We start from the raw sequence: 23,202 nt of genomic DNA, 5'->3' as shown, positions 1-23,202 counted from the left end.
CAATTATACTATAGACTGCTGCAACTGTCCTCAGCTTCCCCCGAGGTTGCCACTGAAGAGCCAATAGAGCTTATTAAAAGCAGGCCAGTACTATCCTGCTTTTATAACCATCTCTAAATTCAATCTTTAAAATATCTCTCCAATTCTTCTACTTTTTCCATATCTAATATATCCACAGCAATTTTATCCAAAGTTTCATCTGATAAATCAGTTATCCTGTTAACATAACTATCAGGCAGTTTGATAAATTTCTTAGCAAGGATTTTAATAATCAATTCTGATTTACCTACTTTTATACCTTCTTTTCTACCTGCTTTTATGCCTTCCTTTCTGCCTTCTTCCATTCCTGTCTTTCTGCCTTCCCTTATTATGTTGTCTATACTTTTACCTAAATTGGATACCATAATATCCACCTCCCCTTGATTAGAATTTTCTAATATTTCTTCTACCTTTATCTTGGATTCTGTGTCTAATCTTGGCTTCATTATGCTTTTTAACCACATCTTTAGTGTATCAAATTGTTCTGGCGTTATTTTCTTCAGTACATAAGCTGTAATCCTCAATCTTTTCATAAGGTCTTCCCTGCTTATTTCCTTATCCAGTAAAAATACTGTAGACACCATATTTGCCATTTTCTCAAGTTGACTTTCATCGTATCTGTAAACATCAAATAGTATATATCTGAAGTCTATTATATTTTCACCGAATAATTCATTACTGCCTAATATATCCTTGAAATTTCTGCTGGCAGTCCATTTGTTTTTTCCATTATAGAGTACCATAGGCACAACTGCTGGAAGTTTAAAATTCTTGTTTCGTATATCTTTTTTGGCAGTATTCTTCAGCCTTTCCCTCCACAGCTCCACTATATAAAAAAGCAGTCTCATTGGCATTCTGTAATCCACTCTGGATTGAAATTCCAGTAGAATATAGAATATTACATCCTGCCCGCATATATTTACTTTATAGACAATGTCCGATTCCTCTTCACTGAAATCTTCAAGTATATAGGATTTATCCATAAGCATTAGATCTTCACTTTTTATCAGATTCACCCAATCCTTTTTTACAAAGCTTCGAAGCAGTTCCAGAAATGTCTCCTTGTGAGAAAATATATATTTGTAACCTACATCATGTTCGTGGTGAACTCTTTCCTCTGGCATACCATCTTCCTCCTAATAATATTTTACTGTATTATTAGCATTTACCAGAACATGTGTTCTTATACACGAATTTTATATTTTCTATCTTTATTTTATCAGAATATTCTATTATACTCCATAGCAAAATATATTTTTATATAGTATTAAATTTGAATCAAAAATGAGTCTACTATGGGTGAATTATCTGGATTTGAAGATGTTATAATAAAGATATATAATTGTGATCCTGAAGATTATATTAAAAATAAAGTAGAAGGAATTATTATGACTATTTTTAAAGCAACTAAAACTGAAGTGTATGATAGTCATACACTTCGTGTTACATTTTATAATAATGAGATTAAGCTTTTTGACACAGGACATTACCTTAACAGAAGAATTTTTAAGATTCTTAATGATTTGAAAAGTTTTATATACATATTTAGGAATCAATCGAACAAGTGCTAATTTTGTTTTAAGATTTTTAGCATTTTACAAAAATAATTTTTTCATCTTTGTATGTATCAGTTACATAATCAGTCTCATATCCTGAATCTATCCAAGCTATTGATTGTGAATGAGTATGATCATTCGACCACCATACCTCAGCATGATCATAAGCTGACTTTGGCAATTTATCTCCTATAATTTGTTCAATATCATTAAATGACAACGTAACTATAGGAGTTATTGAACTCTGTAAATATTTCTTCAAACCAATGTATTTATCACCTTTTGCCATTATAATTCCTCCTTTTGGCTTTTATACTCAATGGTAGATGCATTTAATTTTCTTTCTAATCTATATCATTTTAATAAATAATTTCTATAAACTATAATCTATGGGGATCAATTGTCAAATAATCTTCCATTTCTCGCTTATTTTCCTCATAATATTTTTCAAGAGTTTCATAAGTTACAGTCTTGTCTATTATTGACTTTACCAAAGCATCCAATTGAGAATTTTCTCTATAATCAGCTGGTGCAAAATATTTAATTCTATTTGCTCTCATCATACTATAAACTTTATCTTTACACTTTTTATCTGGATCAAACACACCAATAGAATGGCCTCCATTTGTATTAACTAATTTCATACATGGAATATCTGTATCACTATCTCCTATGTATATAATATTTCTAAACGGAACTCTTATATCTTCTGGTTTAAAATATTCATTAACTCCTGTATCATTTACATCCAATATTCCCTTTTCAATTCTAAATAGGAATTGAGTTTTGTTTGTATAATTTATTGCTTGAGCAGGCCATTTAGCTACACCCCTATTTTAAAATATATACTATATAACTATATTTTTTGTTATAATAATCGGAACATTTTAATTATACTTTAGTAAATAATAAATATATATTAAAAAACAGGAGAATATTCATGCCCTTTACCCAAAACACCAAAACATACAATATTACCAACATAGAAAGAAACATAATAATAGGAAGCTTACTTGGAGATGGCAGCCTTGCACTTTATGGAAGAAGTAAAAATGCATATTACAGAGAACATGGATGTACAAAACAAGTGCCTTATAGAAGATGGAAAGCAGAACAGCTTAAAAATCTTGACTTCAAACTGCTTACAACCTGTAAAAATCCTCAACTCCGTTCTCCCAGCAATAAAATCTATACTGATCTCTACAATTTATTTTATAAAAACAGAGAAAAGATAATTACACCTGAAAATATAATTCTTCTAGATCATCCCATAGGATTAGCATGTCTTTATATGGATGATGGCTCATTGGTTATAGATTCAAGTAAAAGGAAAAACGGTTCCATATATATTTTCCCGAGAATATCCATTTACACTCTCAATTTTTCAAAAGATGAAAATATCATATTACAAAATCACATCAGTAAAATATTTAATGTAAATACAAAATTAAAAGAACGAAAAGATGGATAACATTTTCTACTGGAAATAAATAAAAGAAATGATATAGTAAAGCTTATAAATACTGTAAGTCCATTTATAAAAGCAATACCATGCATGCACTATAAAATTAACCTTAAAGAAAGATTTGAAAATAAAAGGCTGGAATTGACAGATGAAGGTTATAAGAATATAAATAGTTGGTCTGAAAATATAACAGAAAATAACTATTCCAAAGATGAAGAAAATTTTATCATAAAGTCAAAGCAGATTGGCAATACCGATAAAGAAATTGCAACCATTTTAGGAAGAAGCTACTGGGGAATAGTAGATAAAGTTAGAAGATTAAAGATTCAAAATAAAATTTAATTATCTTCTATCAATTCTTTTACTTTCCTCATCCAGAGCCTTAACTTGAATTGCCAGACTGTTGATTTTATAATTTAGTTCTTGGATTTCCATTGTACTGAGATTAGAGGCTCTAGCCTTATCTGCTATATTTCTCATTAAGAGAAGTTTTTCATTAATTATATCCAATATATGTATTCTATATTTTACCCACTGGAGTTCCTGATTTAATTGTTCTTTTTGATTCATACCCTATAACTTCCTTATTTATTATTTTATAAATTTATTATTTTATAAAAAATACTTTCTATAAAATAGAGTAATCTTACTTAGATTATATCTTTACATTTTCACCATGTTTTAATAGCCCCATAGTTAGAGTCTTCTCAAACTTATTATAATATGTTATGTTTTATCCATGCAATAATTGCTTTTCTTAAATAATATTTTCCATTATTATAAGTATCTAATATATTTTGAAAATCTCTGTTTAATGTAATATCTAAATCTACATTATACTCATTAAAGAACATATCTCCAGAATGGAAATGACCTGAGCGAAGATTTCCGTATAAGAAGTCACAAAAATCTTTATTATATTCTTTATCTAAATATCTTTCCATAAATTTTGAAAAACTAATTTTCTCACTTTTTGCTAAACATTCAACAGAAGATACCATATATGCCATCATAAGTGTAGGTTCATATATACCACATGTTTGAGAAATATTATATAACCTACAACTATTTCTAAAATACTCTCCCTGTTTTGTTGATAAGTCTAATATTCCTCTAAAATATTTTCTGATTTGTTTAGGAATTCGTAAATCAAAACTATCAAAGTTTTTATCTAATATATTCTCAGCATAATTATTTTCAACTTTACTTTTTTCAATTTTATGATTTAAAAAAAGTTTTTCCATATTAGTATTTGTTCTAAAAGAATTATTCTTAATATAACTTGAAGAAATGTCTAATGTTTCATCTTTAAAGGTACTCACTGAAAAATATGATGGAACTTTAACATATTTATAATAAGATTTATGACTTAATCCATTCATATTATCTATTACCATAAGATTACACTCTTCGTCAAAAAAAGCATTTCTTTGAAGTTCACAGATATATTTTTCACCATCTTGCCTTATATAATGTGAAACCTTAGAATTAATATCAATGAAACCTATATTTATAAGTACTGATAAATATGCTGTAAAATCTTTAACTCTATTCATTGCTTTACTTCTAGCATTAGACAATGAAACCGCTTTTACTTCACAATCAAAGGCTATAATTCTTTTAACTAGAGTATTTTTCTGCTTTTCATTAAAAAGAGGTTTAAATTTAATTTTACTTTTCCAAGATACTATGTATTCTCCCTTAAATCCAGTATTATGTAAAATACTGTAATATACTCTTACTGTATATTTTTTTTCATTAGGATGTATCAATCCCTCAGTAAATTGTTGGTAAATTTCCTTAAAATAATAATAATCCAAATCTATTTCTGATATACTTTTATCATATGACTCAACTTGAATTTTTATTAGCTTATTGCTATCATCACTTAAATAAACTTTTATAGATAATTGAGTTAATTTGTCTCTAATTTTATCTTTATAATTAAATGTATATGCTTTATCAAGCGTACTATAATTTGACCTAATATCGTCTTTATTCGAAAATAAATTTTTAATACTCTCACTTATACTATTTTCTTTTATATTTTCTGCATTAATTATTTTTTCAATACATGACATCAATATACCCCTTATCACTACTATACTTACTATGTATTTACCTGTTATTATTTTCTATAGTATTCCTTAGTTTTCTATTTATTAAGGCACATCATATTAGAATAATATAGAAAGTTTAAAAATACTCTGAAATAAATTTCCAATTTTTATTACAATATTTAACTTTAGTCTAAAATATTAAAACTACTATTACAGAGTGGTCACCAATAAATGTGACAACTAATTTATATAGATTTTGGTTTTTCCGTTTTGAGAAATAACCTTTTTGAGCTAATTCAAAAGTTTTGCAATTGTTTAGCACATAGACTAATCCTCATAAGAGCCTGTTCGAACTTGCTAATTGAAATTTTGAGGCTAAACTTCCACTAATTTGAAAGCATATACCACTATATTTTTTCAGGCTCCATAATTTTTTCTACATCTTGTATTCTTAATAACTTACATATATCATCTTCAATTACAGATTTCCATCACATTCTACAGATATGTGTGGTAAATTATTATCATTAGAAATCCACAAGAATTTAGACTTTACCCTATCAAATCTTATATCAATTGCACATGAAAGCAATGGTTTTTTCCCCCTCCTTTTAGTTCCAAAATATGACCTGTCCCAACATTGCAGACCATCACACAAAGCAAGCAACCATGCATATGGATTTTTAATGTCTATTTTCATTCTTATATATTTTTCCTTAGGTCTTATATTATGTAGAGCAATAGCTTCCAATGCTAAAGACATATCTTCATCAAATTCATATCCCATTTCATCTATTCCTAATTGCTTACATTCTATATTGTTTTGTTTCAAAAATTCATCACTAAGTATCAAAAACTTTTTAAGTAATAATGCACTTACTATTCCATGATCTAATTTTTCTTTATAATAACTTTTAATATCCTTATTAAATCCTAATTCTGTCATTCTTTTTGTGCCTACAATATATTTAAATATTTCTTTACCTTTAAACGTTTCAATATTTTTTATATTTCCATTATAGAACTCAAGATTTTCCCAATTTTTATAAGCAAATTCTTGAATAAATCGAAATGTTCTATTAAGTTTTATTTCATTTTGTTCCCCATGCCAAAGAATATACTCCCAAAACAAAGTATCATAATCTTTTATTTCACTTTCACTAGGAAGTTCCTTTTTTAAAAGGACAAAATCATTTAACATTTTTAATCTTCTATTTTTAAAACCATCATCTGTCTCCATAACAAAATATGAAAAGTCATGATAAATTGCTGTGATATACCATATTTTTATAAATTTCTTTTCCCACAGGTCTTTATCTGAAAAATATTTTTTTAATAAATCACATTGATCAACAATATAGCACCCCAATATAAACACTAAAACTGTATGCAAATAATGATCTCTATAACTACTTCCCATGATTCCAGTGCCTTCTACATCATCTAATAACTTTAATATTTCTGAAGAAAATGGTATATTTAAGTCTAAACAAGCTTTTTGTGTAAAAGTTGCTACTTCGTTGCGCACAATATTACTATTTTTTATAATTCTATTATCTAAACCATATAAAATTGATTTTTGTGAATTTAACATTCCTTTTAGATTTTCACTAAAATACTTTTGAATATCACCTCCATTCTTTCCTTCTAAATACTCAACAAGGGTACTATTAATACTACTCATATTTTCCCCTCCCTGTAAACTAAAATAAACTTATAACCTGTTCCACGATTTTTCCATCTCAATGTATCATTAGACATATCTCCTTTTTCTAGCCATCTAAGATAATTTGCATAATCCTCATTACCTTTCATCCAGTTATTAATAAAATAATCTTTTATGCTATTTAATTTTTCCTTTATATTTTTATCTCTTTCTATAAGTTTTCTGTACACAATAAATTCACCTATAGATTCTATTACAACCCTATTATCATCTAATGAATTAATCTCTATAGTATTGTAAATTAAATCTTGAATTTTATAAATTGAATTTACATCTATATATAGTAAATCAATCAATATTTTTGCCCAATTTGGCAAACTTTTTAAGAAAGAAATATCATCTAAAAAACTATTTTCTATTACTCCATCTTTTAACCACATTCCAACATATGTAATAAACTCTAATAACATATGTTTTCTGTCATCCCACTGCCATATTTGTGGTTCCAAAAATTCAGAAAATACTTCAACTACATACTTTGCAAATATCTCTTTATTCTTAGGTTTTAAGTTATTTATTAAATCAGATAGAAACAATAATCTCCACATAGATTTTAACCCTGAATCATACCACTTTGAATAATTTCTATCCTTTAAATATGGTATTGAAAATGTAAAAAAATCTTTCTTATTTACAAACTGCTTGAAAATTTCTTCCGTAATCTTTCCATTATTTAATTCTAATACTGCTTTTGCAGAATAACAAGTAAACTTTCTATCTGTTTCGTAAAAGTAATTCACTTTTTCTACATTTAATTTCATTGTTAGTTTATTTATAATTTCTGACAATAAACCGCTTTTAACAAAATTATTTGAAGTAATATGCTCACATATAGTTAACATGTCAAGGGCACTTTCCGCATCCTGTCTATTATTAAGTATATATGCCAATATTCTAACTTGTTCTTTATTAAGTTTCAATTTATTTAATTCCTCAGCTAATTCTTTAATATACTTATATTTTAGTTCTTTATAATCCACTTTATAATATTTTATGGAATACGTTAAACATGATACTAAGTATGCTATAATTTCATATTTAACGTCAGAACTTATCGCAATTGCATTGTCTATAAAAATCTCTTTATTACTTTTCTCTTTTATATCTTTAACTTTCTGCCATATCCAAGCATATGCAGTTTCCTTAAATGTTTTTATTTTAGAATTTAACATACTTAAATATAAGGCTTCATTCCAATTTAACATCATGAATTCTATCATCTCACTATAAGCCAATGGTGACCTCGTTTCCTTAATTATAGCCTCAATTTTTTCTGGATTAAAATGTAAAATTATTTTATACAAATAATACATGTGAAAATCAGTACTTGAACCATATATTGGTCTAATATTTCTAAATACACCCCTTGAATATTCTATTGCATCAATACTATTATCCCATTCATTACACTTTTGTAAAAACTTACTATAAATATATCTATCGTCATTAATGTCAAAACTTACATCCTGATTTTCAGATTCTTCTGCTAATTCTTTAATTAGATTACCTATTTCAGTAATATTAATCTCACTTTCTTTAAATTTATTACATATATTAATATACCTAATTTCCGTAGTATAATATAATAATTTTCCCATAAACTTAAGTAATTCTTTTTTATTAGCCTTATTGGTATGATTTTTGTATTTATTCATAAAGTTATTTAATAATACATTCACATCATTTTGTTGTAAAAATCTCTCTATACTTAAGTCATTTTCTTTTGTATACTTTACTAGTAATTCTTCATATCCGCTAATTTTTATCATTTCACCAATAATATATTCTTTCTCCTCGGATACATTTTTATCTTCTATTATTGGATATGATGTTTTACTCATAGAATAATTCCATAACTCCTCAATATCATATTTTTTATTGTTCTTTGTTTCTTTTAAATATTGCCATACTTGAAAAACAACTTCACTTTCCATCGGGGCAATAACAAAAGGAAATCTTTGTCCCATTGAATTTATTGAATTACTTAGTAAAAATCCATCTATATCCCCATTATTAAAAAATCTTATTAGATATCTATCATGAAAAGCCTGTTTTTTTCCACTAGTAATATTAACTACTTTTAACTTCCGATGTATAATACTGTAATTTTTTTCTAAAAAATTTTTCACTTCTGGAATTATATTCGGATTACTTTTATTACTATCAGGATCTATTTCACTCAAGCTAGTTATAATTTCTAGTATCATAGAAGTATTTTCAATTCTAGCAAGTAACTTAGAGGCAGCTTTAACAGAAAAATATGGATCAACTATAACTACACGATTCAAATCATTTTCATTAAGATACTTTCTTAATTTAACAAAACTTTCAATCTCCCCCATCTTACTTGTAGAAATTTCTATAAAGCACCCTTTAATGCTTTTATTAGAATATCTAAATACTAATTTCTCTGCTTCTGATGCTACATCATCCCATACATCTTCATCTTTGTTTCCACATATATTTATTTTATCAGAACTATATAAACTAACTTGCTCTATTTTGTCAATTTGATTTTTACCTTTTGAATAGCTATTACGTAATTCATCACTCCATGGATCTCTAATTAATAGATTTTTTCCCTGGATTTTCATTCCTACACTAACATATCTAATAATAGATGTGCTATACACATATACCAATTCTCTAGTTTCCTTTTTCCACATTTCTATTTCAACATTTTCTATTGATTGCTTCGCTTTAAATATTAACTCTTTTTCATCTTCTCTAAATTCTTTTATTGTATCTAAAATACATTCTTTTCCATTCTTTAATTTACAACGAGTTATCAATTCATATTCTATTTCTTTACATTTTTTTATATGACATACTTTCCCTTTGCTCGTTTTATCCACATATATATCAAAATACTCATTAGATAACAACAAATTATAAACTTCAAAGTTACCTAACTTAGATACTGCTTCTTCTTTAAAATTCATTCCAGTTTCATCTAATAATCCATCTAATAGTATATTAAAAAATTTTCTAAATTCTTTTTCATTACTACTTTTTGATAATATTTTTATTAATTCTATCAAATCTACTTTATCTATATTCCAATAACTATCAACTATACTAACTGTGTTAATTATAGATGTAGATTTATCTATATGTGATTCTTTTGGAGGGATAATAACTGTTGGTCTTTTTATCAATCCTCCTAAAATTTTAATATCCTTATCTTTAATTTTTAAATTTAGTTTTTTCTTTTGAAGTTTTAAAATTAATTTATTTAGATTATCCTCATTTACTACACAGCTTATAATTTTTATGGGTGTCTTTTTATAATTAGATTTACTCCAACTTTTTTCACTTCTTTCTATTTCAATTGCATATCCATATAAAATAGCATACTCACCATTTATATTTTTAATTAAATAAACTCTCACATAGTAATTCATATTTAAATCTCCTCACATAATATGCTTGTATAATATAAGTGCATTATATTTTTTATTCATATTCATTTATGTTAATATAAAACACTTCTTTTTAAAGAATTATTGCTTGAAATTTATAACATATATATGAATATCTACTAACTTTTAAAAAAATCACAAATAAAAAGAGAGAACCAATCACAATGATTAGTCCTCTCTTAAAGTATAAAACATTCTATTCAATTAACTATTCTTCATAAGAAACTCCGCATCCTTACGTCAGTAGAGTAAACTCGAATAACTAAATCAAATATTTAGATTCTCAATTATCTCAATAACTGAAGAACCTGTTGAGGTTGCTGATTTGCTTGCGTTTCACCAATGACCCTTCAATCACTGCCAGACTATATCTTCACCCAGTATAGAAATATATGTACTTTATTCTTTGCACTTTTCTATATTCTGGGGTTGGGCACTTCGGGAAACCTCATCCCTACGAATTTCATCACCATACAAATTTTTGTAACTAACCTGCTTAGGTGGTTTATTCTAGTCGTTGAACCTTCTCCAGCCTTTCGGCACAGGAGCTTGGCTGCTGATTATCCAATCTGTTTGCTTTTCAATCTATAACACATGTCCTTTCAGACTTCGCTTTAGAGAAACAGCTTAAGGAAGTTCCAGCAATTCACCCAATATACTTGAAGATTACTCTTCAAGAGACCCTATAAATACTCATTCACAATTTGTTCATAACCCCTGGGGTGGTCACTACCTAAGTAGTTGTAAAACCTGTTGTGGTTGAGTATTGGCTTGAGCCAACATTGCTTGAGCAGCCTGAGAAAGAATATTATTCTTTGAGTACTCAGACATCTCTGATGCCATATCAACATCTCTAATTCTTGATTCAGCAGAAGTCAAGTTTTCTGATGAAGTTCCAAGATTGTTTATAGTATGTTCCAATCTGTTCTGGAATGCACCTAATTTTGCTCTTTCTGAAGAAACTGACTGTAAAGCATCATTTATAGTTGTTATTGCACTGCTTGCTTTCTTAGCAGTTGTAACATCTATTGCATTACCTGAAGCATCTTCTAGGTTAAGTGTTTTAGCATCCATAGCATTAATATCAACATTCATGGATTGTCCTTCATTTGCACCTATTTGATAAACAAGTGAAGTATCTGTTGATTTTTCAGCAACAGCATTTCTATGAGCAAGAGACTCTACTGTAATTGATTTATTAATTACTTTATCATTAGTACCATCATCTTTTAAAGTAATTCCATTAAAAGTTATACCAGTATCAGCAGCTAAAACATTAGCTCCATGGTAAGTTTTAGTTGTAGTTGTCTTTCCATCTGCAGATGTAAATATATCTTGTATATCTGCATTTGTAGCAGCAGCATTTGTACTAGTTTTTGTATCTGTTCCAAAAAGTTGATTAATTATATCAGAATCACCAGCATCTTTTAATTCTATTTGTGCATCACCAGTTGTTGATGTTACCTCTAATTTTCCATCAACCAATTCCGCTTTTGCATTTGTACCTGATGTAGTATTAATTGCATCTATTAAGTCTCCAATAGTGCTCTCTGTTGTTAATGCAGAACCGGTTGATGTCGTACTTACTCCTACAGCAGTTGAGTCACCATTTACTGTGAATGCACCTAAATTAGTAATTCCTAATTCAGATAATTTTGTTGTAGTTGTTAAAGTTTTGCCTATTGTTGAATCAACAGAACCATGACTTTGCTGAAGTGTTATCTGGTGAGAACCCTCTAATCCATCAGAAAATGCACCAGTTACTGCAACTATTTTTGCATCATTAGTAATAGGAGATGTCATACTTGCCTGACCTTGAAGTATCTCGTTTTTTCCTGCTACTTTATCAGATAAAGTACCATCTAATAATTTTTTAGTATTAAATTCAGTAGTATTAGCAATTCTATCAACTTCTTGAGTCAGCTGTGATATTTCCTTTTGAATTTGGCCTCTATCATCATCTGTATTAGTATCAGTAGCTGATTGAACTGCAAGTGTTCTCATTCTTTGAAGTATAGCACTAGTTTCATTTAATGCACCTTCAGCAGTCTGTATGAGGGATATACCATCCTGTGAGTTGCTTGATGCCTGGTTTAATCCATTTATCTGACCTCTCATTTTTTCTGATATTGCAAGTCCTGCTGCGTCATCTCCAGCTCTGTTTATTCTAAGACCTGAAGAAAGTTTTTCCATTGCCTTTGATGCATTGTTTGAATTGATGTTCATATTTCTTAATGCATTGTTTGCCATAAGATTGTGATTTATTATCATAGTTTATTCCTCCTTGAGTTTTGTATTGGACATCCTTGTCCACATTTTTATTTATAATTAAGCTTTCAAGCTAATTACATTCAATTTATCGCCTATCTTAGATTAAACTTTACACTTATTTTAAAAATTTATTTTTTATTTTTAATTATTATTTATTAATAATTTATATTATATTTATCGTCTGTATGATATCATACTTTATATCTTTTTACTGAATATTTTAGCTGAACTTCCTATACTACCATAGGCATTGCTTGCAGTCTTGTTTACAGATATATTTTTAAGCTTTTTTTTTATCAATAGTGCCTTATTTTTCATAATTTTCTGTGCTTCTGCTTCAATTTCTCCTATATGCATCTTCTCATAAATTTTCTTAGTTTCAGATTTTTTGTTAGTCTCGGAAATTAGTTCATTCAAAATACACTGTCTTTTCTCCATTTCACCTTTAAGAGAATCAAATTCCTCTCTTTTAAGAATTTCAACAATATGCTCTGTACATTTTTTATAACTCGTCAATACATCTTCTACATTTTTTAACATGTTAAAATCTCCTAAGCCTTAGATTATTTGTTATTTATTTGAATATTAGCTAAGGTACATAGATAGAGTTGACTGCTGGGCATTTAACTGTTCCATGGCAGTTTCAAGTGTTGTAAACTGATTGTAATATTTAGTCTGGTCATCATTCATCCTGTCTGTAAGTGTATTTATAAGAAGCTGCTGTGTATATATCTGATCAGGAAGTGTTCCCGTACCACTCCCACCTGAAACACTATAATCATCTTGAAGGTTGGCATACTTCGTAAGTGTACCACTGTTTAATGTAGTACCTATTATTCCTACATTGCTGTTGACTATGTCATTTATTCTCTGAAAAATCCCCGATTGATTAAATTTATCAGTCGAATTTGTATTATCAGAAGTTGTTGTAAAGAGTTTCATTATTTCATCAGCATGATTGGTAAGTGCATCTGTAAATTTAGCATCATCAACTATACTGAGCTTTCCTCCCTGAGTAACATCGTTTGATGTATCTATTCCTATAGAATTTGAGCCTATATTTCCAAAATATAGTGTAGATACATTTTTATTATTGCTATCTACAACGGGGCTACTAAATGCACTTGTAAGATTATTTAGCAATTGTTCCAAATTATCATCATTTCTGAGTATACCTTGTTTGGCTTTAGTTTCCCAATTTGTTATATCCGTATCACTCATACTGCTTTTCTGTGTATCTGTAAGAGGTGAATAATCATAATCTTTTTTCTCAGAAAGCTTGTCCTGTATTTCTCCAATTAGATTATTGTACTTGTCTATAAAATTTGTAATAAGATCATGTACTTTTGAAGTATCCTTGGTTACTGATATACTGACAGGATCAGTGGTTTCTTCAGTAATACTGTAGCTGACTCCATTTACAGTAAAATTATTTGAACTCTGCGTAGTATTAATATATTCGCTGGAACCTGGCTCTTTTATGCTAACTTTTGCATCAGTACCAGTTGCGGTTTTACCTATCTCTAATCCTAGTTTATTTAAGATACCGGTATCACCAGTAATAGAAAGTGCTGCACTGCTTCCTGTAGCTGCTGTCTGAATAGAAAACTGTCCTGTAAGCTCATTAAACCTTGCAGTGACTTTCCCATCTGTTCCGTTTTTTATAGAATCTACAAAATCCTGAATAGTAGATGAATCAGTTACATTAATATCAAAAGATGAACCATTTAAACTTAAAGAATAACTTCCAATATCAATTCCTAATTCAGTCAATTTAGTACTTGAAGATTTTGATCCTATATCATCTATATCTGATGAAGACACTGATATAGTATTTTCTGATGTCGAAGTAAATTTTATATAATCTTTTCCATCAGATGTTGCCAAAGAAGCTGTTACTTTTCCACTCAAATCTGAGGATTGTATACTACTATTAATTTTATCTACCAACTCTGATGCCGAAGTCGATGAATCATCTAAATTTATAGTCGTACCATCAATGGTTATGCTTCCACTATTCCATTTAGATACATCATTTACCAAATATTGATTTCCAGAAATAGTGGCTGCCTGTGCCAGCTTATCTACTTTTATTTTATATGTCCCTGCAACTGCCGTTGCTGATGCCTTTGCACTAGCTATAGTAGCATCTGAACTTGTTGCCATCATATTATTGTAACTGTTAGAAGATAATAGATAATTAGAACTGTTTGTAACATCAAAATAGGCACTCTGAAGATCTTTTACATCCTTTATTATACTCTGATATGCTTCCTGCCTCCACTGAATAAGCTGCTGCTGCTTCTTTGCATTGTCTATCTTAGTCTGATCTGCTGTAAGCATCTTCTTTACCATTGCATCTACATCAAGACCTGTGTTAAGTCCCGTAATTCTAAGCATGTTTCCACCACCGGCACCGGTTGTACCTACTGGCATGCTGCTTGTACTATCTGCCATGTTTATACCTCCCTTTTTTCAATTCACAATTGTTAATTCTTAACTGTGAATTATTTCTTTGAAACCTTGTATGCCTGTTCCCAGGTATCTTTCACATTTTCTATTAGTGGCATTACTTCATCCATTATAGCTGCATCTTTGTTCATATTGGCATCTGTAAGTCTTCTCACTATAAAGTCATATACACTCATAAGGGATTGTCCCCAATTTCCTGCTTTGGACACATCAAGTGTTGCTATGAGTTCATAAAATATATTTTCAGCCTTTACTATATTTTCGTGTGCTTTGTTTATATCTTTATCAAGTATTGCCTGTCTTCCTATCTTGGCAAATCTAACTGCACCATCTACCAGCATTAAGAGCAGCTGATCCTTTGATGCATAATTTACGCTATTGTTCCTATATGTGCTATAACCATTGGCTGCATACATATATTAGGCCTCCTTTTTTCAATTCGCAATTGTGAATTGTGAATCATTTCTTAACGTCCAGTATATTTCCTCTTTTATCGTCTTTTGAAATAGTTTCTCCTTCTCCCTTGAAGGCATTTACTTTTACTTCTTCTACTTTACTAGCCTCTACAAAAATACGCTTTTTATTTTTGCCTTTATATTTGCTTAGTTCTTTTTCAAAATCTCCATATTTGTCCTTGCCTCTGTCCTTGTAGTCTTTGTTTATGACTATTCCAGTTTTATTGTGAACTTTTCCTGCACTTGTAGTTTCTTTTATTCTCTGTCTTACATCAGGGTCTATCTTATTTAATCTGAATTCCATAATAAATTCCCCCAATCAAGCTTTCTTGTCCATAAAAAAACCGGACAGTTCACAAAATTTTTCCACCATGTCTATTAATTTTTTTGGAGGTACTTCACGCACTACCTTGTTTGTGTCATCATCTACTACCTGTACTACTACGTCATTGAATTTTCCATATATCTCAAATTTTAAATGTGTCTGTGTATCATCCAGTATTTTATTTGCATGATCCACAGCATCTTTTGTACTTTTAGCCGTTGTATTTTTTCCATCTCTGTTTTGTAATGCCTTCTGATCCACATTAATATTATTTGTTGAGGATATATCCCCTGAAACTTTAGCAGTTTCAATAGATGTATTTAATTCCAAAGGCTGTCGTCCTCCTTGACTCATACCCATAACTTCCATGCTAAACACCTCTTTATAATTTACACTATTCTATTTTTTAAATTTCTTTAATATACTCATATCCCTTGCAAGAGCATTTTTATTTTCCATTTCCACTTCTTTATAAAGTTCTTTTCTAAGTATCTTTACACTTTTAGGTGCTGATATGGATAACTTTACAGTACCGTCTTCAATTTTGGAAACTGTTATCTCTATATCATCACCTATGAGAAGTGATTCTCCTTTTTTCCTGCTTATTACCAACAATTAAACTTCCCCCTTAAACAGTGGGTATTTTATTGGATAATCTACATTATCCAGTATTAATTGTTCCCCAATCTTATCATTTGTATTTATAACTATGGGAGCTTTCAAGTTAATTGTTATATTTTCAAGTTTTGAATTCAAAGTTACTGTATTTACTACAAGTACATCCTTGTTATCCTTTATATTCAGTTCAGACATCTTGTCATCATCTATATCGAATTCATAATTTTTACATGCATTGAATGGTGAAGCTACTACAATACCTATATCTGTATCTTCAATTGATTGAAGTATACCAAAAAGACTGTTCTCCTCTGCAGGTACTAAAATAAATTTCTCTAATTTATCAAAACCAGGAATTCCCTTTTTAAAAATTATTACATCTTTTTCTTCATAATTTAGAACTCCATGGTATTTTGTTTTTAACTCCATAATTTACTCCTTTAACTCAGGTAATTCATAAGTGTAGGTTGCATTACTTTTGCTGCCGTTTGGAGACAGGCCTGATACACCGTAATCATTGTAGAATATTCTATAGTCTTTTGTGTCAAATCTATATCCTCGGTTTGTGAGAGAGTCTCCTGAATATTCAATTTTGAAGATTTATTCTGATCCTGAAGTGCCTCCATTCTCTTTTCCTTTGCACCTACCTGAGAACGAACTTTAAGTAATCCTTTTGAGGCTGCATCAATGTCAGTAAGGTCCTGTCCTGTAAGTTCCTTCGTTGCAGCATCCTCATCATCTTTCCATGTATAATATTTAATATTACCATCAGAATCAACTACTTTTTCAGAACCTTCCGTATATGTGTCTGAAGCACTATCCATATCGAGCACTTGTCCTGCCAGATGATGTTGAATTCTATTCATAAGTGCCTTTACATTGTCGTCATTAATGGCATTGTTGTTGTTTTCTCCATACTGCATAACAGCTGATGCAGTAGCATTGTAATCAAGCACTACTCCCTGGGAAACTTCTATAGTCTTGTCTGCTCCTATGTTTGCCATGTCCACATTGGAAAGCTGCTTTCCATTTACTTTTGCCATATCAGTTATACTTGTAGATACCTTTATATCATCACTGCTGTGTACCGCCAGAAATTTTATATTTCCATCATCGGTTTTGACTACACTTACACTGTCTTTAAGATCAGACTTCTGGATTTTATTATTTAAATCCTTCACTACGTCATCCACAGTTTTCTTACCATCTGATGTATCCAGAGTATTTACGTTAACTTCTGTAGGATTAGATGGATCTTCTGGATTTTCCATAGTAAATTTTATAGTTTGATTACTCCAATTGGATATATCAAATCCGCTTGAAACAACTTCAGGAATGGAGTCTACCACATTGCCTTGGGCATCTGCATATTCAATGGATACATTTCCATCTGCATCAGTTGTAGTTGTAACTGGTTTTGAAAGTCCCTGTGTACCACCAAATATGTACTCTCCTCCCAAATTGGTATTTAAAATCTGTGCGAACTGTGATACATACTGTTTTACTTCATCATTTACCTTGTCTCGTTCATCCTGGGTATATCCTGCATTTCCCGCCTTTACAAGGTCACTTCTTACATTTGTAAGGACTGTTCCAAGCTGTCCCAGTGTAGTATCTGTAGTCTGCATACAACTCAATGAAGAAGTTATATTGGAATAATACTGGTTTGTCGCATTTAATGAAGTCTGCATCTGCATGGATCTTTCAACATTCAGAGGGTCATCTGAAGGCTTTGAAAAGTTCTTCATGGAAGACATCTGCTGCTGAACTTTACTTAGATTCTGTAAATTTTTCTGCATATCCGTAAGAAAATTATTGGATATGGATTTATTTGTTATTCTCAAAATTAATTCCCCCTTTTCTATTATTTCTTAAGTCCGTTTATTACTACATCCAAAAGTTCATCTACCGTAGATATCATCTTGGCATTTGCCTGATAGCAGTGCTCAAACTGAATAAGATTGGTCATCTCTTCATCCATGGAGACACCTGAAACAGATTCTCTTGATTGATCAAAATTTGAAAGTTGTGTAGCTTCATAGGTTACCATGTTCTTCGATTCCTGCTCGTCACTTCCAATTTTATTTACCAGATCATCGTAGTAGTTGTCAATTGTAGAACCACCTATAGCATTTCCAATAGAATATACATTTCCAAGATCACTGTTTGAAGTAAAAATATTTTTAACAAGGTCACTTCTATCATCTCTGGTATCCCCAGGATCAGAAGCACTATCATCCTCAGCTATATTTAATCCTGAAATATTCATAAGGCTGTTGGCAAGTTGTGCTACAGCAAGAGCCCTGTTTCCGTCTGTAGTTGAGCCTACTGCATCACCATTTGAATCATATTTGCTTGCCACCTTTATCTTGGATGGATCATTCAGTATAGCTACATTCAAAGTTATATTGGCTGCCGTTATATTATTTTCATCAGTTGCTGAATATTTGGATGAATCCTTCTGGTCTCCATTTACAAAGAAATTGTTTATGCCGCCTTCTCCTGAACCATCTGTAGGATTGTCCACTACAAAAGTGCTGCTCTGACTTATTATTGCATTTACGGAAAGTGCCAGAGATTTTGCAAATTTATTGAGTGTATCCTGATATTCATCTACCTTACTCTGAACTGACATATATCCTTTTAGTTCTCCTGCTGGCGGCTTGAAAAGTGCCAGTTGGCTGAAATTTTCTATAGGGTCATCTATTATTTGATTGTCACTATCCACACTGTAAGCAACTCCATTACTATCTGCCCAAAGTACTCTGCACTCGTCAAGTTCCTTGGCCTGATCCTCTGTCATGTTTACAGTTAAAGTAACCTTATTAGCATCTGTAGTGGTATCTCCCTTTTTATAATAAGTAACATTATAAGTTCCATCATCGTTTTTCTCTATTGCGGATACATATGAAAATGTAGATGCCTGGGTATCTGAAGAATTCACCGTCTGTACTATATTTACAGGCTTTCCATCTGAGCCTATAGGTGCAATTCCATTGTCGCCATCAACTTTACTTGTAGCACTATCTGCTGTAGTTACATTGATTCCTCCATTTTCTGTTTCTGTAACACTTATTCCAAATTCACTGCTTAATTTGTCCAATATCAAGTCCCTGCTGTCCATAAGGTCATTTGGATTCTGGCCCGCTATCTCTACACTCTGTATTTGCTGGTTCAACTGATTGAGCTGTTTAATATATCCATTTACAGTACCTACCGTACTCTTAAGTTCAGTATTGGTGTCACTTTTAATCTTTGTAAGCTGTGAAGATACATTGTTCAAATCATTTGTAAGCTGGTATGCCTGCTGGGCTACCGTACTTGCATTTTGAGATGATGTTGATAAGCTCTGCCAGGATGTAAAAAAGCCACTTAAAAGACTGGATATACTCGTATCCGTTGGCTCGTTCAGTACATTTTCAACCTGACTTAAAATTTTATCCTGTGCCGAGTACTGACCACTTATACTGTTTTGTACCCTGAATTGATAGTCCAGAAAATTGTCTCTTATCCTCTGTATAGACTCAACAGTTACTCCCGTACCAAGCTGTCCTGCGCCTGATGCTCCATTCATACTTGGCATTGTATATGGGGTAGTGGTAACCATGTTTGCCCTCTGTCTTGAATATCCATCTGTATTTGCATTTGCTATATTGTGAGATGTTACATTTATTGCTGTCTGCTGCGAAAAAAGTCCGCTCTTTGCCGTATTGAATATGGAAAATAAACCGGGCATTTAATAACCTCCTCTTTTATCTGTTTCTTCCAAGTGCATTGTATGTTGCAGGCTGTCTCCCTGGATTAATTGCCCTTAACATCTGTGTGGTAAATCCAAGCCACTGTTTTATAAGTGCCTCGTTTGTGTCCTTTTGGAACTGTATTTTTTCAATAAGCTCCACTATTTCTTCATATAGTTTTCCTAGCTTTTCATCTTCTGATCCTTTGATTACTTCTCTCATGGATCTGTTTCCCGTAATCTTTCTTCTTTCAATTTCACACCTGGCAACACTCTTGCTGTTGCTCTCTATAACCTTTACTATTTTATCAAGAGAAAATACTTCTCTTTTTATAAGATATCTATTCTGATCAACTAAAGATGCATATAGTTTTTTGAGTACGTCATATTCATTGGACATGATTTCACTTAATTCCATACTTCTCTATACCTGACCTTTCATATTATCCAGTATTTTCTGTGCTACAAGTTTGGCATCCACCTTGTAAGTCCCATTTGATATTGCTTTCTTTATACTTTCAACCTTGTCTTTAGAATCTATACTCTTGTCATCCAGCATATAAGAGCTTAACCTCTTTCCCATGGATGATATTTGAATGGAATCTCTATTTTCCGCTTTAGCTGTCAAATCTTTTGTTTTGTTGACTTCTCTATAAAGATTTATTATATTGTTTGAGTTGATTCCATTAATCTTCATAAAACACACCCCTAACTTTTTATTTCAAAGTTTTATATATCGTTATTAGTATTATCGATTATAATCTATTAATATTTATAGTATTTTATCCAATTAATATTTATATTGACAGTTAATTTTGTATGTTAATACAATAGTTAATTTAATTATAAATTAAATTAAAAAACAGTATATTTAGAAATTCCTTTCCAAATATACTGATGAACTAAGAAGTGTGAAGTGATTTTATTCTCTCTTCATTACTTACTATACCGGTTATCCTCACTCCAAAATTTTCATCTATTACGACTACTTCTCCATAGGCAACCTTCTTGCCGTTTACAAGTATCTCCACAGGCTCTTCAGCCAGTTTATCCAACTCTATGAGAGAACCGGTACCCAGGTTCAATATGTCCTTTATCTTCTTCTTCGTTCTTCCAAGTACTACTGAAATCTGAAGTGGAACATCCATTATCAGATCTATATTTTTAGGTACTACTTCCGTATCACCTTGAGATTCAAGGGGCTGAAAGGCTGCCTGTTGAACTTCTATAGGTTTTTCTTTTATAGGTGGCTGCTGTTTTGGTTCCGGCTTTGTTTCAGTACTTGCAGCTGTTTCAGATACAGCTTTTTGTTTTGGTGTCTCCTGTTTTGGAGTTTCCTGTTCTTGTTCAGAAAGCTTGTCAGTTTTTTCCTGGCCCATCATTATGGAAACTATCTTCTTTGCTGTAGCTACCGGTAGTATCTGCATTATGCTGCTATCTACAAGATCTCCTATCTTAAGTGAAAATGATACTCTTACAATAGGTTCATCTGGTTCTATTGCTTCTGTAAGTGGTTCTGTTACGTCAGTCCATATCCGTGATTTTGGAGGTGATATATTTACCTCCCTTGTAAACATGGTGGCCATTGATGTTGCGGCAGATCCTATCATCTGGTTCATTGCCTCGGATACGGCACTTTCCTGAATTTTAGAAAGTTCTTTTGCCTCATTATCTTTCAGTGTTCCATCTCCGCCCATCATGAAATTCGCGATTACAGCTGCATCCTTTACTGCAATTACCAGTAGATTTTCTCCTACTATTCCGCTTGTATATTTTACTTCCAGAGCAATGTTTGGAACTTTAAACTCATTTTTCAAGTCATTTAAATTAGTTACTGATACAACTGGAGTAGTTATATTTACGGGTTGGTTTATTATTGTTGAAAGTGCTGTGGATGCAGAACCCATGGATATATTGCCAACTTCCCCCAGAAGATCTTTTTCTACGTCTGATAGTTCCGTCGCTTCTTCTTTAGCTTCTCCCTTACTTTCTCCGCCGTTTAAAAGTGCGTCTATTTCTTCCTGAGAAAGAAATCCCTTGTCATTATCGTTACTCATAATCTTCCACATCCTTATCTATTATATCTAGTATCTCCACGCCCATATTTTTTCCAATAGTACCAGGTCTTCCATAATAGTATACATGGTCTTCCACCATCAATTTGACTGGATCGGTAGTTTTCTCATTTAAATTCAGTATGTCACCTGAGTTTAAATGTAGAAACTGCTCTACAGTGACATCTACTGTACCTAGAACACATGAAAGATTCATTTCAACTATATTCAACCTGTCCCTCAGCTTCTCACGTGATTCTCCAACTACCTTTTCATCACTGTCCTGAAACCAGTACTGTACGACTAATCTGTCAAGTACCTTTTCTATACTCAAATAAGGTATGCATATGTTGATGAAGGTAGTATTCTTACCCATTTCTACAGAAAATGTTATAAGAGCTACCGGATCATTTGGTGCCAGAGTCTGATTTAATGCAGGGTTTGTCTCTATTCCTTCCACTTCAGTTTCTACTTCCATTACATCTTCCCAGGCAAGTTTTAAGTTTGATATAAGTCCTTCATTTACTACTTTTATTATGTTTTTGTCTATGTCTGTAAATTCTCTGGACTTGAATTTTCCCTGACCGCTTCCTCCAAGAAGCAGGTCTATTATTTCAAAAACGAATTGAGGATTTATCTCAAACAGTACTGAACCGCTTAAAGGCGGCATTTTGAATATGGTCAAAATAGTAGGATTCGGCACAGAATGGATAAATTCCTCATATGTAATCTGCTGTACGGATTCAACCTTTACTTTCACATTTGTTCTTACCTGAGCAGTCAGATAGTTAGAAATTATCCTGGCATAGTTGTCATGGATAAGTTCAAGAGTCCTTATATGCTCCTTGGAAAACTTCTGAGGACTTCTAAAGTCATAAGGCTTTACCTTTTGCTTTTCTTCTTCTTCAGGTACTTCATCTGGAGTAAGTTCCCCAGTAGACAAGGCAGCTAGAAGGGTATCTATCTCACTCTGTGATAATACATCTGCCATTCTCTTCCCTCA

The 23,202-nt window shown here is 31.1% G+C and carries 24 protein-coding genes; 3 read left to right on the top strand and 21 right to left on the bottom strand.

Translation table 11 applies throughout. The features are described from left to right. Positions 1-119: 119 nt before the first annotated feature. A complete protein-coding gene (locus KM800_RS04600) occupies positions 120-1,163 on the bottom strand; it encodes an Rpn family recombination-promoting nuclease/putative transposase (protein WP_217811999.1) in 1,044 nt (347 codons plus the stop codon). A 171-nt stretch (positions 1,164-1,334) separates the two neighbouring features. Between KM800_RS04600 and KM800_RS04595 the strand changes: the two genes are divergently transcribed. Continuing rightward, entirely contained in the window at positions 1,335-1,610 is a 276-nt protein-coding gene (locus KM800_RS04595) for a hypothetical protein (protein ID WP_217811998.1), read from the top strand. A 16-nt stretch (positions 1,611-1,626) separates the two neighbouring features. On the opposite strand, the gene KM800_RS04590 is transcribed toward KM800_RS04595, so the two are convergent. After that, positions 1,627-1,884 (bottom strand): DUF7662 domain-containing protein, encoded by a 258-nt coding sequence (locus tag KM800_RS04590; RefSeq protein ID WP_217811997.1) that lies wholly within the window; start codon positions 1,882-1,884, stop codon positions 1,627-1,629. A 91-nt stretch (positions 1,885-1,975) separates the two neighbouring features. Next, positions 1,976-2,347, bottom strand: coding sequence for an HAD family hydrolase (locus tag KM800_RS04585; RefSeq protein ID WP_217811996.1), 372 nt, complete (start codon positions 2,345-2,347; stop codon positions 1,976-1,978). 188 nt (positions 2,348-2,535) lie between these two features. Here KM800_RS04585 and KM800_RS04580 point away from each other — a divergent pair, with 188 nt between their 5' ends. Together KM800_RS04580 and KM800_RS04575 are read left to right on the top strand one after the other, a co-directional pair. Next, a complete protein-coding gene (locus tag KM800_RS04580; protein WP_217811995.1) occupies positions 2,536-3,066 on the top strand; it encodes a hypothetical protein in 531 nt (176 codons plus the stop codon). An 84-nt stretch (positions 3,067-3,150) separates the two neighbouring features. Continuing rightward, positions 3,151-3,402 carry a hypothetical protein gene (locus KM800_RS04575; RefSeq protein ID WP_217811994.1) on the top strand — a complete coding sequence of 84 codons (252 nt, stop codon included), beginning with the start codon at positions 3,151-3,153 and terminating at the stop codon, positions 3,400-3,402. Here the strand turns inward: KM800_RS04575 and KM800_RS04570 are convergent, their stop codons facing one another. From KM800_RS04570 to fliM, 18 genes are all read right to left on the bottom strand, one after another. Then, positions 3,403-3,630, bottom strand: coding sequence for a hypothetical protein (locus KM800_RS04570; RefSeq protein ID WP_217811993.1), 228 nt, complete (start codon positions 3,628-3,630; stop codon positions 3,403-3,405). Between the two features lie 146 nt (positions 3,631-3,776). Further along, positions 3,777-5,141: a hypothetical protein gene (locus KM800_RS04565; RefSeq protein ID WP_217811992.1), complete on the bottom strand. Its 1,365-nt coding sequence runs from the start codon at positions 5,139-5,141 to the stop codon at positions 3,777-3,779. A 457-nt stretch (positions 5,142-5,598) separates the two neighbouring features. After that, a complete protein-coding gene (locus tag KM800_RS04560; RefSeq protein ID WP_217811991.1) occupies positions 5,599-6,804 on the bottom strand; it encodes a hypothetical protein in 1,206 nt (401 codons plus the stop codon). Continuing rightward, entirely contained in the window at positions 6,801-10,250 is a 3,450-nt protein-coding gene (locus tag KM800_RS04555) for a VPA1262 family N-terminal domain-containing protein (protein ID WP_217811990.1), read from the bottom strand. Before KM800_RS04555 ends, KM800_RS04560 begins: the two co-directional genes overlap by 4 nt. A gap of 747 nt (positions 10,251-10,997) precedes the next feature. Further along, entirely contained in the window at positions 10,998-12,539 is a 1,542-nt protein-coding gene (locus KM800_RS04550) for a flagellin (protein WP_217811989.1), read from the bottom strand. 198 nt (positions 12,540-12,737) lie between these two features. Continuing rightward, positions 12,738-13,079 carry a hypothetical protein gene (locus KM800_RS04545; protein WP_217811988.1) on the bottom strand — a complete coding sequence of 114 codons (342 nt, stop codon included), beginning with the start codon at positions 13,077-13,079 and terminating at the stop codon, positions 12,738-12,740. A 45-nt stretch (positions 13,080-13,124) separates the two neighbouring features. Next, a complete protein-coding gene (gene fliD / locus KM800_RS04540; protein ID WP_217811987.1) occupies positions 13,125-14,996 on the bottom strand; it encodes a flagellar filament capping protein FliD in 1,872 nt (623 codons plus the stop codon). A gap of 50 nt (positions 14,997-15,046) precedes the next feature. Continuing rightward, positions 15,047-15,427, bottom strand: coding sequence for a flagellar export chaperone FliS (fliS, locus tag KM800_RS04535; protein WP_017895208.1), 381 nt, complete (start codon positions 15,425-15,427; stop codon positions 15,047-15,049). Positions 15,428-15,470: 43 nt separating this feature from the next. Beyond that, the gene (locus KM800_RS04530; protein WP_217811986.1) at positions 15,471-15,770 is read right to left on the bottom strand and encodes a hypothetical protein; all 300 of its coding nucleotides are present in this window, start codon (positions 15,768-15,770) and stop codon (positions 15,471-15,473) included. A gap of 15 nt (positions 15,771-15,785) precedes the next feature. Then, positions 15,786-16,160: a flagellar protein FlaG gene (locus tag KM800_RS04525; RefSeq protein ID WP_217811985.1), complete on the bottom strand. Its 375-nt coding sequence runs from the start codon at positions 16,158-16,160 to the stop codon at positions 15,786-15,788. 30 nt (positions 16,161-16,190) lie between these two features. After that, the gene (gene csrA, locus KM800_RS04520) at positions 16,191-16,406 is read right to left on the bottom strand and encodes a carbon storage regulator CsrA (protein WP_217811984.1); all 216 of its coding nucleotides are present in this window, start codon (positions 16,404-16,406) and stop codon (positions 16,191-16,193) included. Continuing rightward, complete coding sequence (gene fliW / locus KM800_RS04515) at positions 16,407-16,838, bottom strand: flagellar assembly protein FliW (protein ID WP_017895212.1); 432 nt, start codon at positions 16,836-16,838, stop codon at positions 16,407-16,409. Between the two features lie 11 nt (positions 16,839-16,849). Next, entirely contained in the window at positions 16,850-18,253 is a 1,404-nt protein-coding gene (flgL, locus tag KM800_RS04510) for a flagellar hook-associated protein FlgL (RefSeq protein ID WP_217811983.1), read from the bottom strand. 20 nt (positions 18,254-18,273) lie between these two features. Then, positions 18,274-20,145, bottom strand: coding sequence for a flagellar hook-associated protein FlgK (gene flgK / locus KM800_RS04505; protein ID WP_217811982.1), 1,872 nt, complete (start codon positions 20,143-20,145; stop codon positions 18,274-18,276). Positions 20,146-20,161: 16 nt separating this feature from the next. Then, positions 20,162-20,563 (bottom strand): flagellar protein FlgN, encoded by a 402-nt coding sequence (locus KM800_RS04500; protein ID WP_217811981.1) that lies wholly within the window; start codon positions 20,561-20,563, stop codon positions 20,162-20,164. A gap of 6 nt (positions 20,564-20,569) precedes the next feature. Next, positions 20,570-20,842 carry a flagellar biosynthesis anti-sigma factor FlgM gene (gene flgM / locus KM800_RS04495; protein ID WP_217811980.1) on the bottom strand — a complete coding sequence of 91 codons (273 nt, stop codon included), beginning with the start codon at positions 20,840-20,842 and terminating at the stop codon, positions 20,570-20,572. 205 nt (positions 20,843-21,047) lie between these two features. Continuing rightward, complete coding sequence (gene fliY, locus KM800_RS04490; RefSeq protein WP_217811979.1) at positions 21,048-22,202, bottom strand: flagellar motor switch phosphatase FliY; 1,155 nt, start codon at positions 22,200-22,202, stop codon at positions 21,048-21,050. Further along, positions 22,195-23,190, bottom strand: coding sequence for a flagellar motor switch protein FliM (gene fliM, locus KM800_RS04485; protein ID WP_217811978.1), 996 nt, complete (start codon positions 23,188-23,190; stop codon positions 22,195-22,197). The genes fliY and fliM overlap by 8 nt, the downstream gene beginning before the upstream one ends. Between the last annotated feature and the right edge of the window lie 12 nt (positions 23,191-23,202).

This window comes from Clostridium tyrobutyricum (assembly GCF_019144085.1).
GTDB classification, from domain to species: Bacteria; Bacillota; Clostridia; order Clostridiales; family Clostridiaceae; genus Clostridium_B; species Clostridium_B tyrobutyricum_A.
Note: the sequence above shows the minus strand (reverse complement) of the source record. Positions and strands in the feature narration are given on the sequence as shown.

Coding starts and splice junctions, on each gene's coding strand:
- KM800_RS04600 (WP_217811999.1), bottom strand. CDS start 1,163: ATGCCAGAGGAAAGAGTTCACCACGAACATGATGTAGGTTACAAATAT.
- KM800_RS04595 (WP_217811998.1), top strand. CDS start 1,335: ATGGGTGAATTATCTGGATTTGAAGATGTTATAATAAAGATATATAAT.
- KM800_RS04590 (WP_217811997.1), bottom strand. CDS start 1,884: ATGGCAAAAGGTGATAAATACATTGGTTTGAAGAAATATTTACAGAGT.
- KM800_RS04580 (WP_217811995.1), top strand. CDS start 2,536: ATGCCCTTTACCCAAAACACCAAAACATACAATATTACCAACATAGAA.
- KM800_RS04575 (WP_217811994.1), top strand. CDS start 3,151: ATGCACTATAAAATTAACCTTAAAGAAAGATTTGAAAATAAAAGGCTG.
- KM800_RS04570 (WP_217811993.1), bottom strand. CDS start 3,630: ATGAATCAAAAAGAACAATTAAATCAGGAACTCCAGTGGGTAAAATAT.
- KM800_RS04565 (WP_217811992.1), bottom strand. CDS start 5,141: ATGTCATGTATTGAAAAAATAATTAATGCAGAAAATATAAAAGAAAAT.
- KM800_RS04560 (WP_217811991.1), bottom strand. CDS start 6,804: ATGAGTAGTATTAATAGTACCCTTGTTGAGTATTTAGAAGGAAAGAAT.
- KM800_RS04555 (WP_217811990.1), bottom strand. CDS start 10,250: ATGAATTACTATGTGAGAGTTTATTTAATTAAAAATATAAATGGTGAG.
- KM800_RS04550 (WP_217811989.1), bottom strand. CDS start 12,539: ATGATAATAAATCACAATCTTATGGCAAACAATGCATTAAGAAATATG.
- KM800_RS04545 (WP_217811988.1), bottom strand. CDS start 13,079: ATGTTAAAAAATGTAGAAGATGTATTGACGAGTTATAAAAAATGTACA.
- fliD (WP_217811987.1), bottom strand. CDS start 14,996: ATGGCAGATAGTACAAGCAGCATGCCAGTAGGTACAACCGGTGCCGGT.
- fliS (WP_017895208.1), bottom strand. CDS start 15,427: ATGTATGCAGCCAATGGTTATAGCACATATAGGAACAATAGCGTAAAT.
- KM800_RS04530 (WP_217811986.1), bottom strand. CDS start 15,770: ATGGAATTCAGATTAAATAAGATAGACCCTGATGTAAGACAGAGAATA.
- KM800_RS04525 (WP_217811985.1), bottom strand. CDS start 16,160: ATGGAAGTTATGGGTATGAGTCAAGGAGGACGACAGCCTTTGGAATTA.
- fliW (WP_017895212.1), bottom strand. CDS start 16,838: ATGGAGTTAAAAACAAAATACCATGGAGTTCTAAATTATGAAGAAAAA.
- flgK (WP_217811982.1), bottom strand. CDS start 20,145: ATGCCCGGTTTATTTTCCATATTCAATACGGCAAAGAGCGGACTTTTT.
- KM800_RS04500 (WP_217811981.1), bottom strand. CDS start 20,563: ATGGAATTAAGTGAAATCATGTCCAATGAATATGACGTACTCAAAAAA.
- flgM (WP_217811980.1), bottom strand. CDS start 20,842: ATGAAGATTAATGGAATCAACTCAAACAATATAATAAATCTTTATAGA.
- fliY (WP_217811979.1), bottom strand. CDS start 22,202: ATGAGTAACGATAATGACAAGGGATTTCTTTCTCAGGAAGAAATAGAC.
- fliM (WP_217811978.1), bottom strand. CDS start 23,190: ATGGCAGATGTATTATCACAGAGTGAGATAGATACCCTTCTAGCTGCC.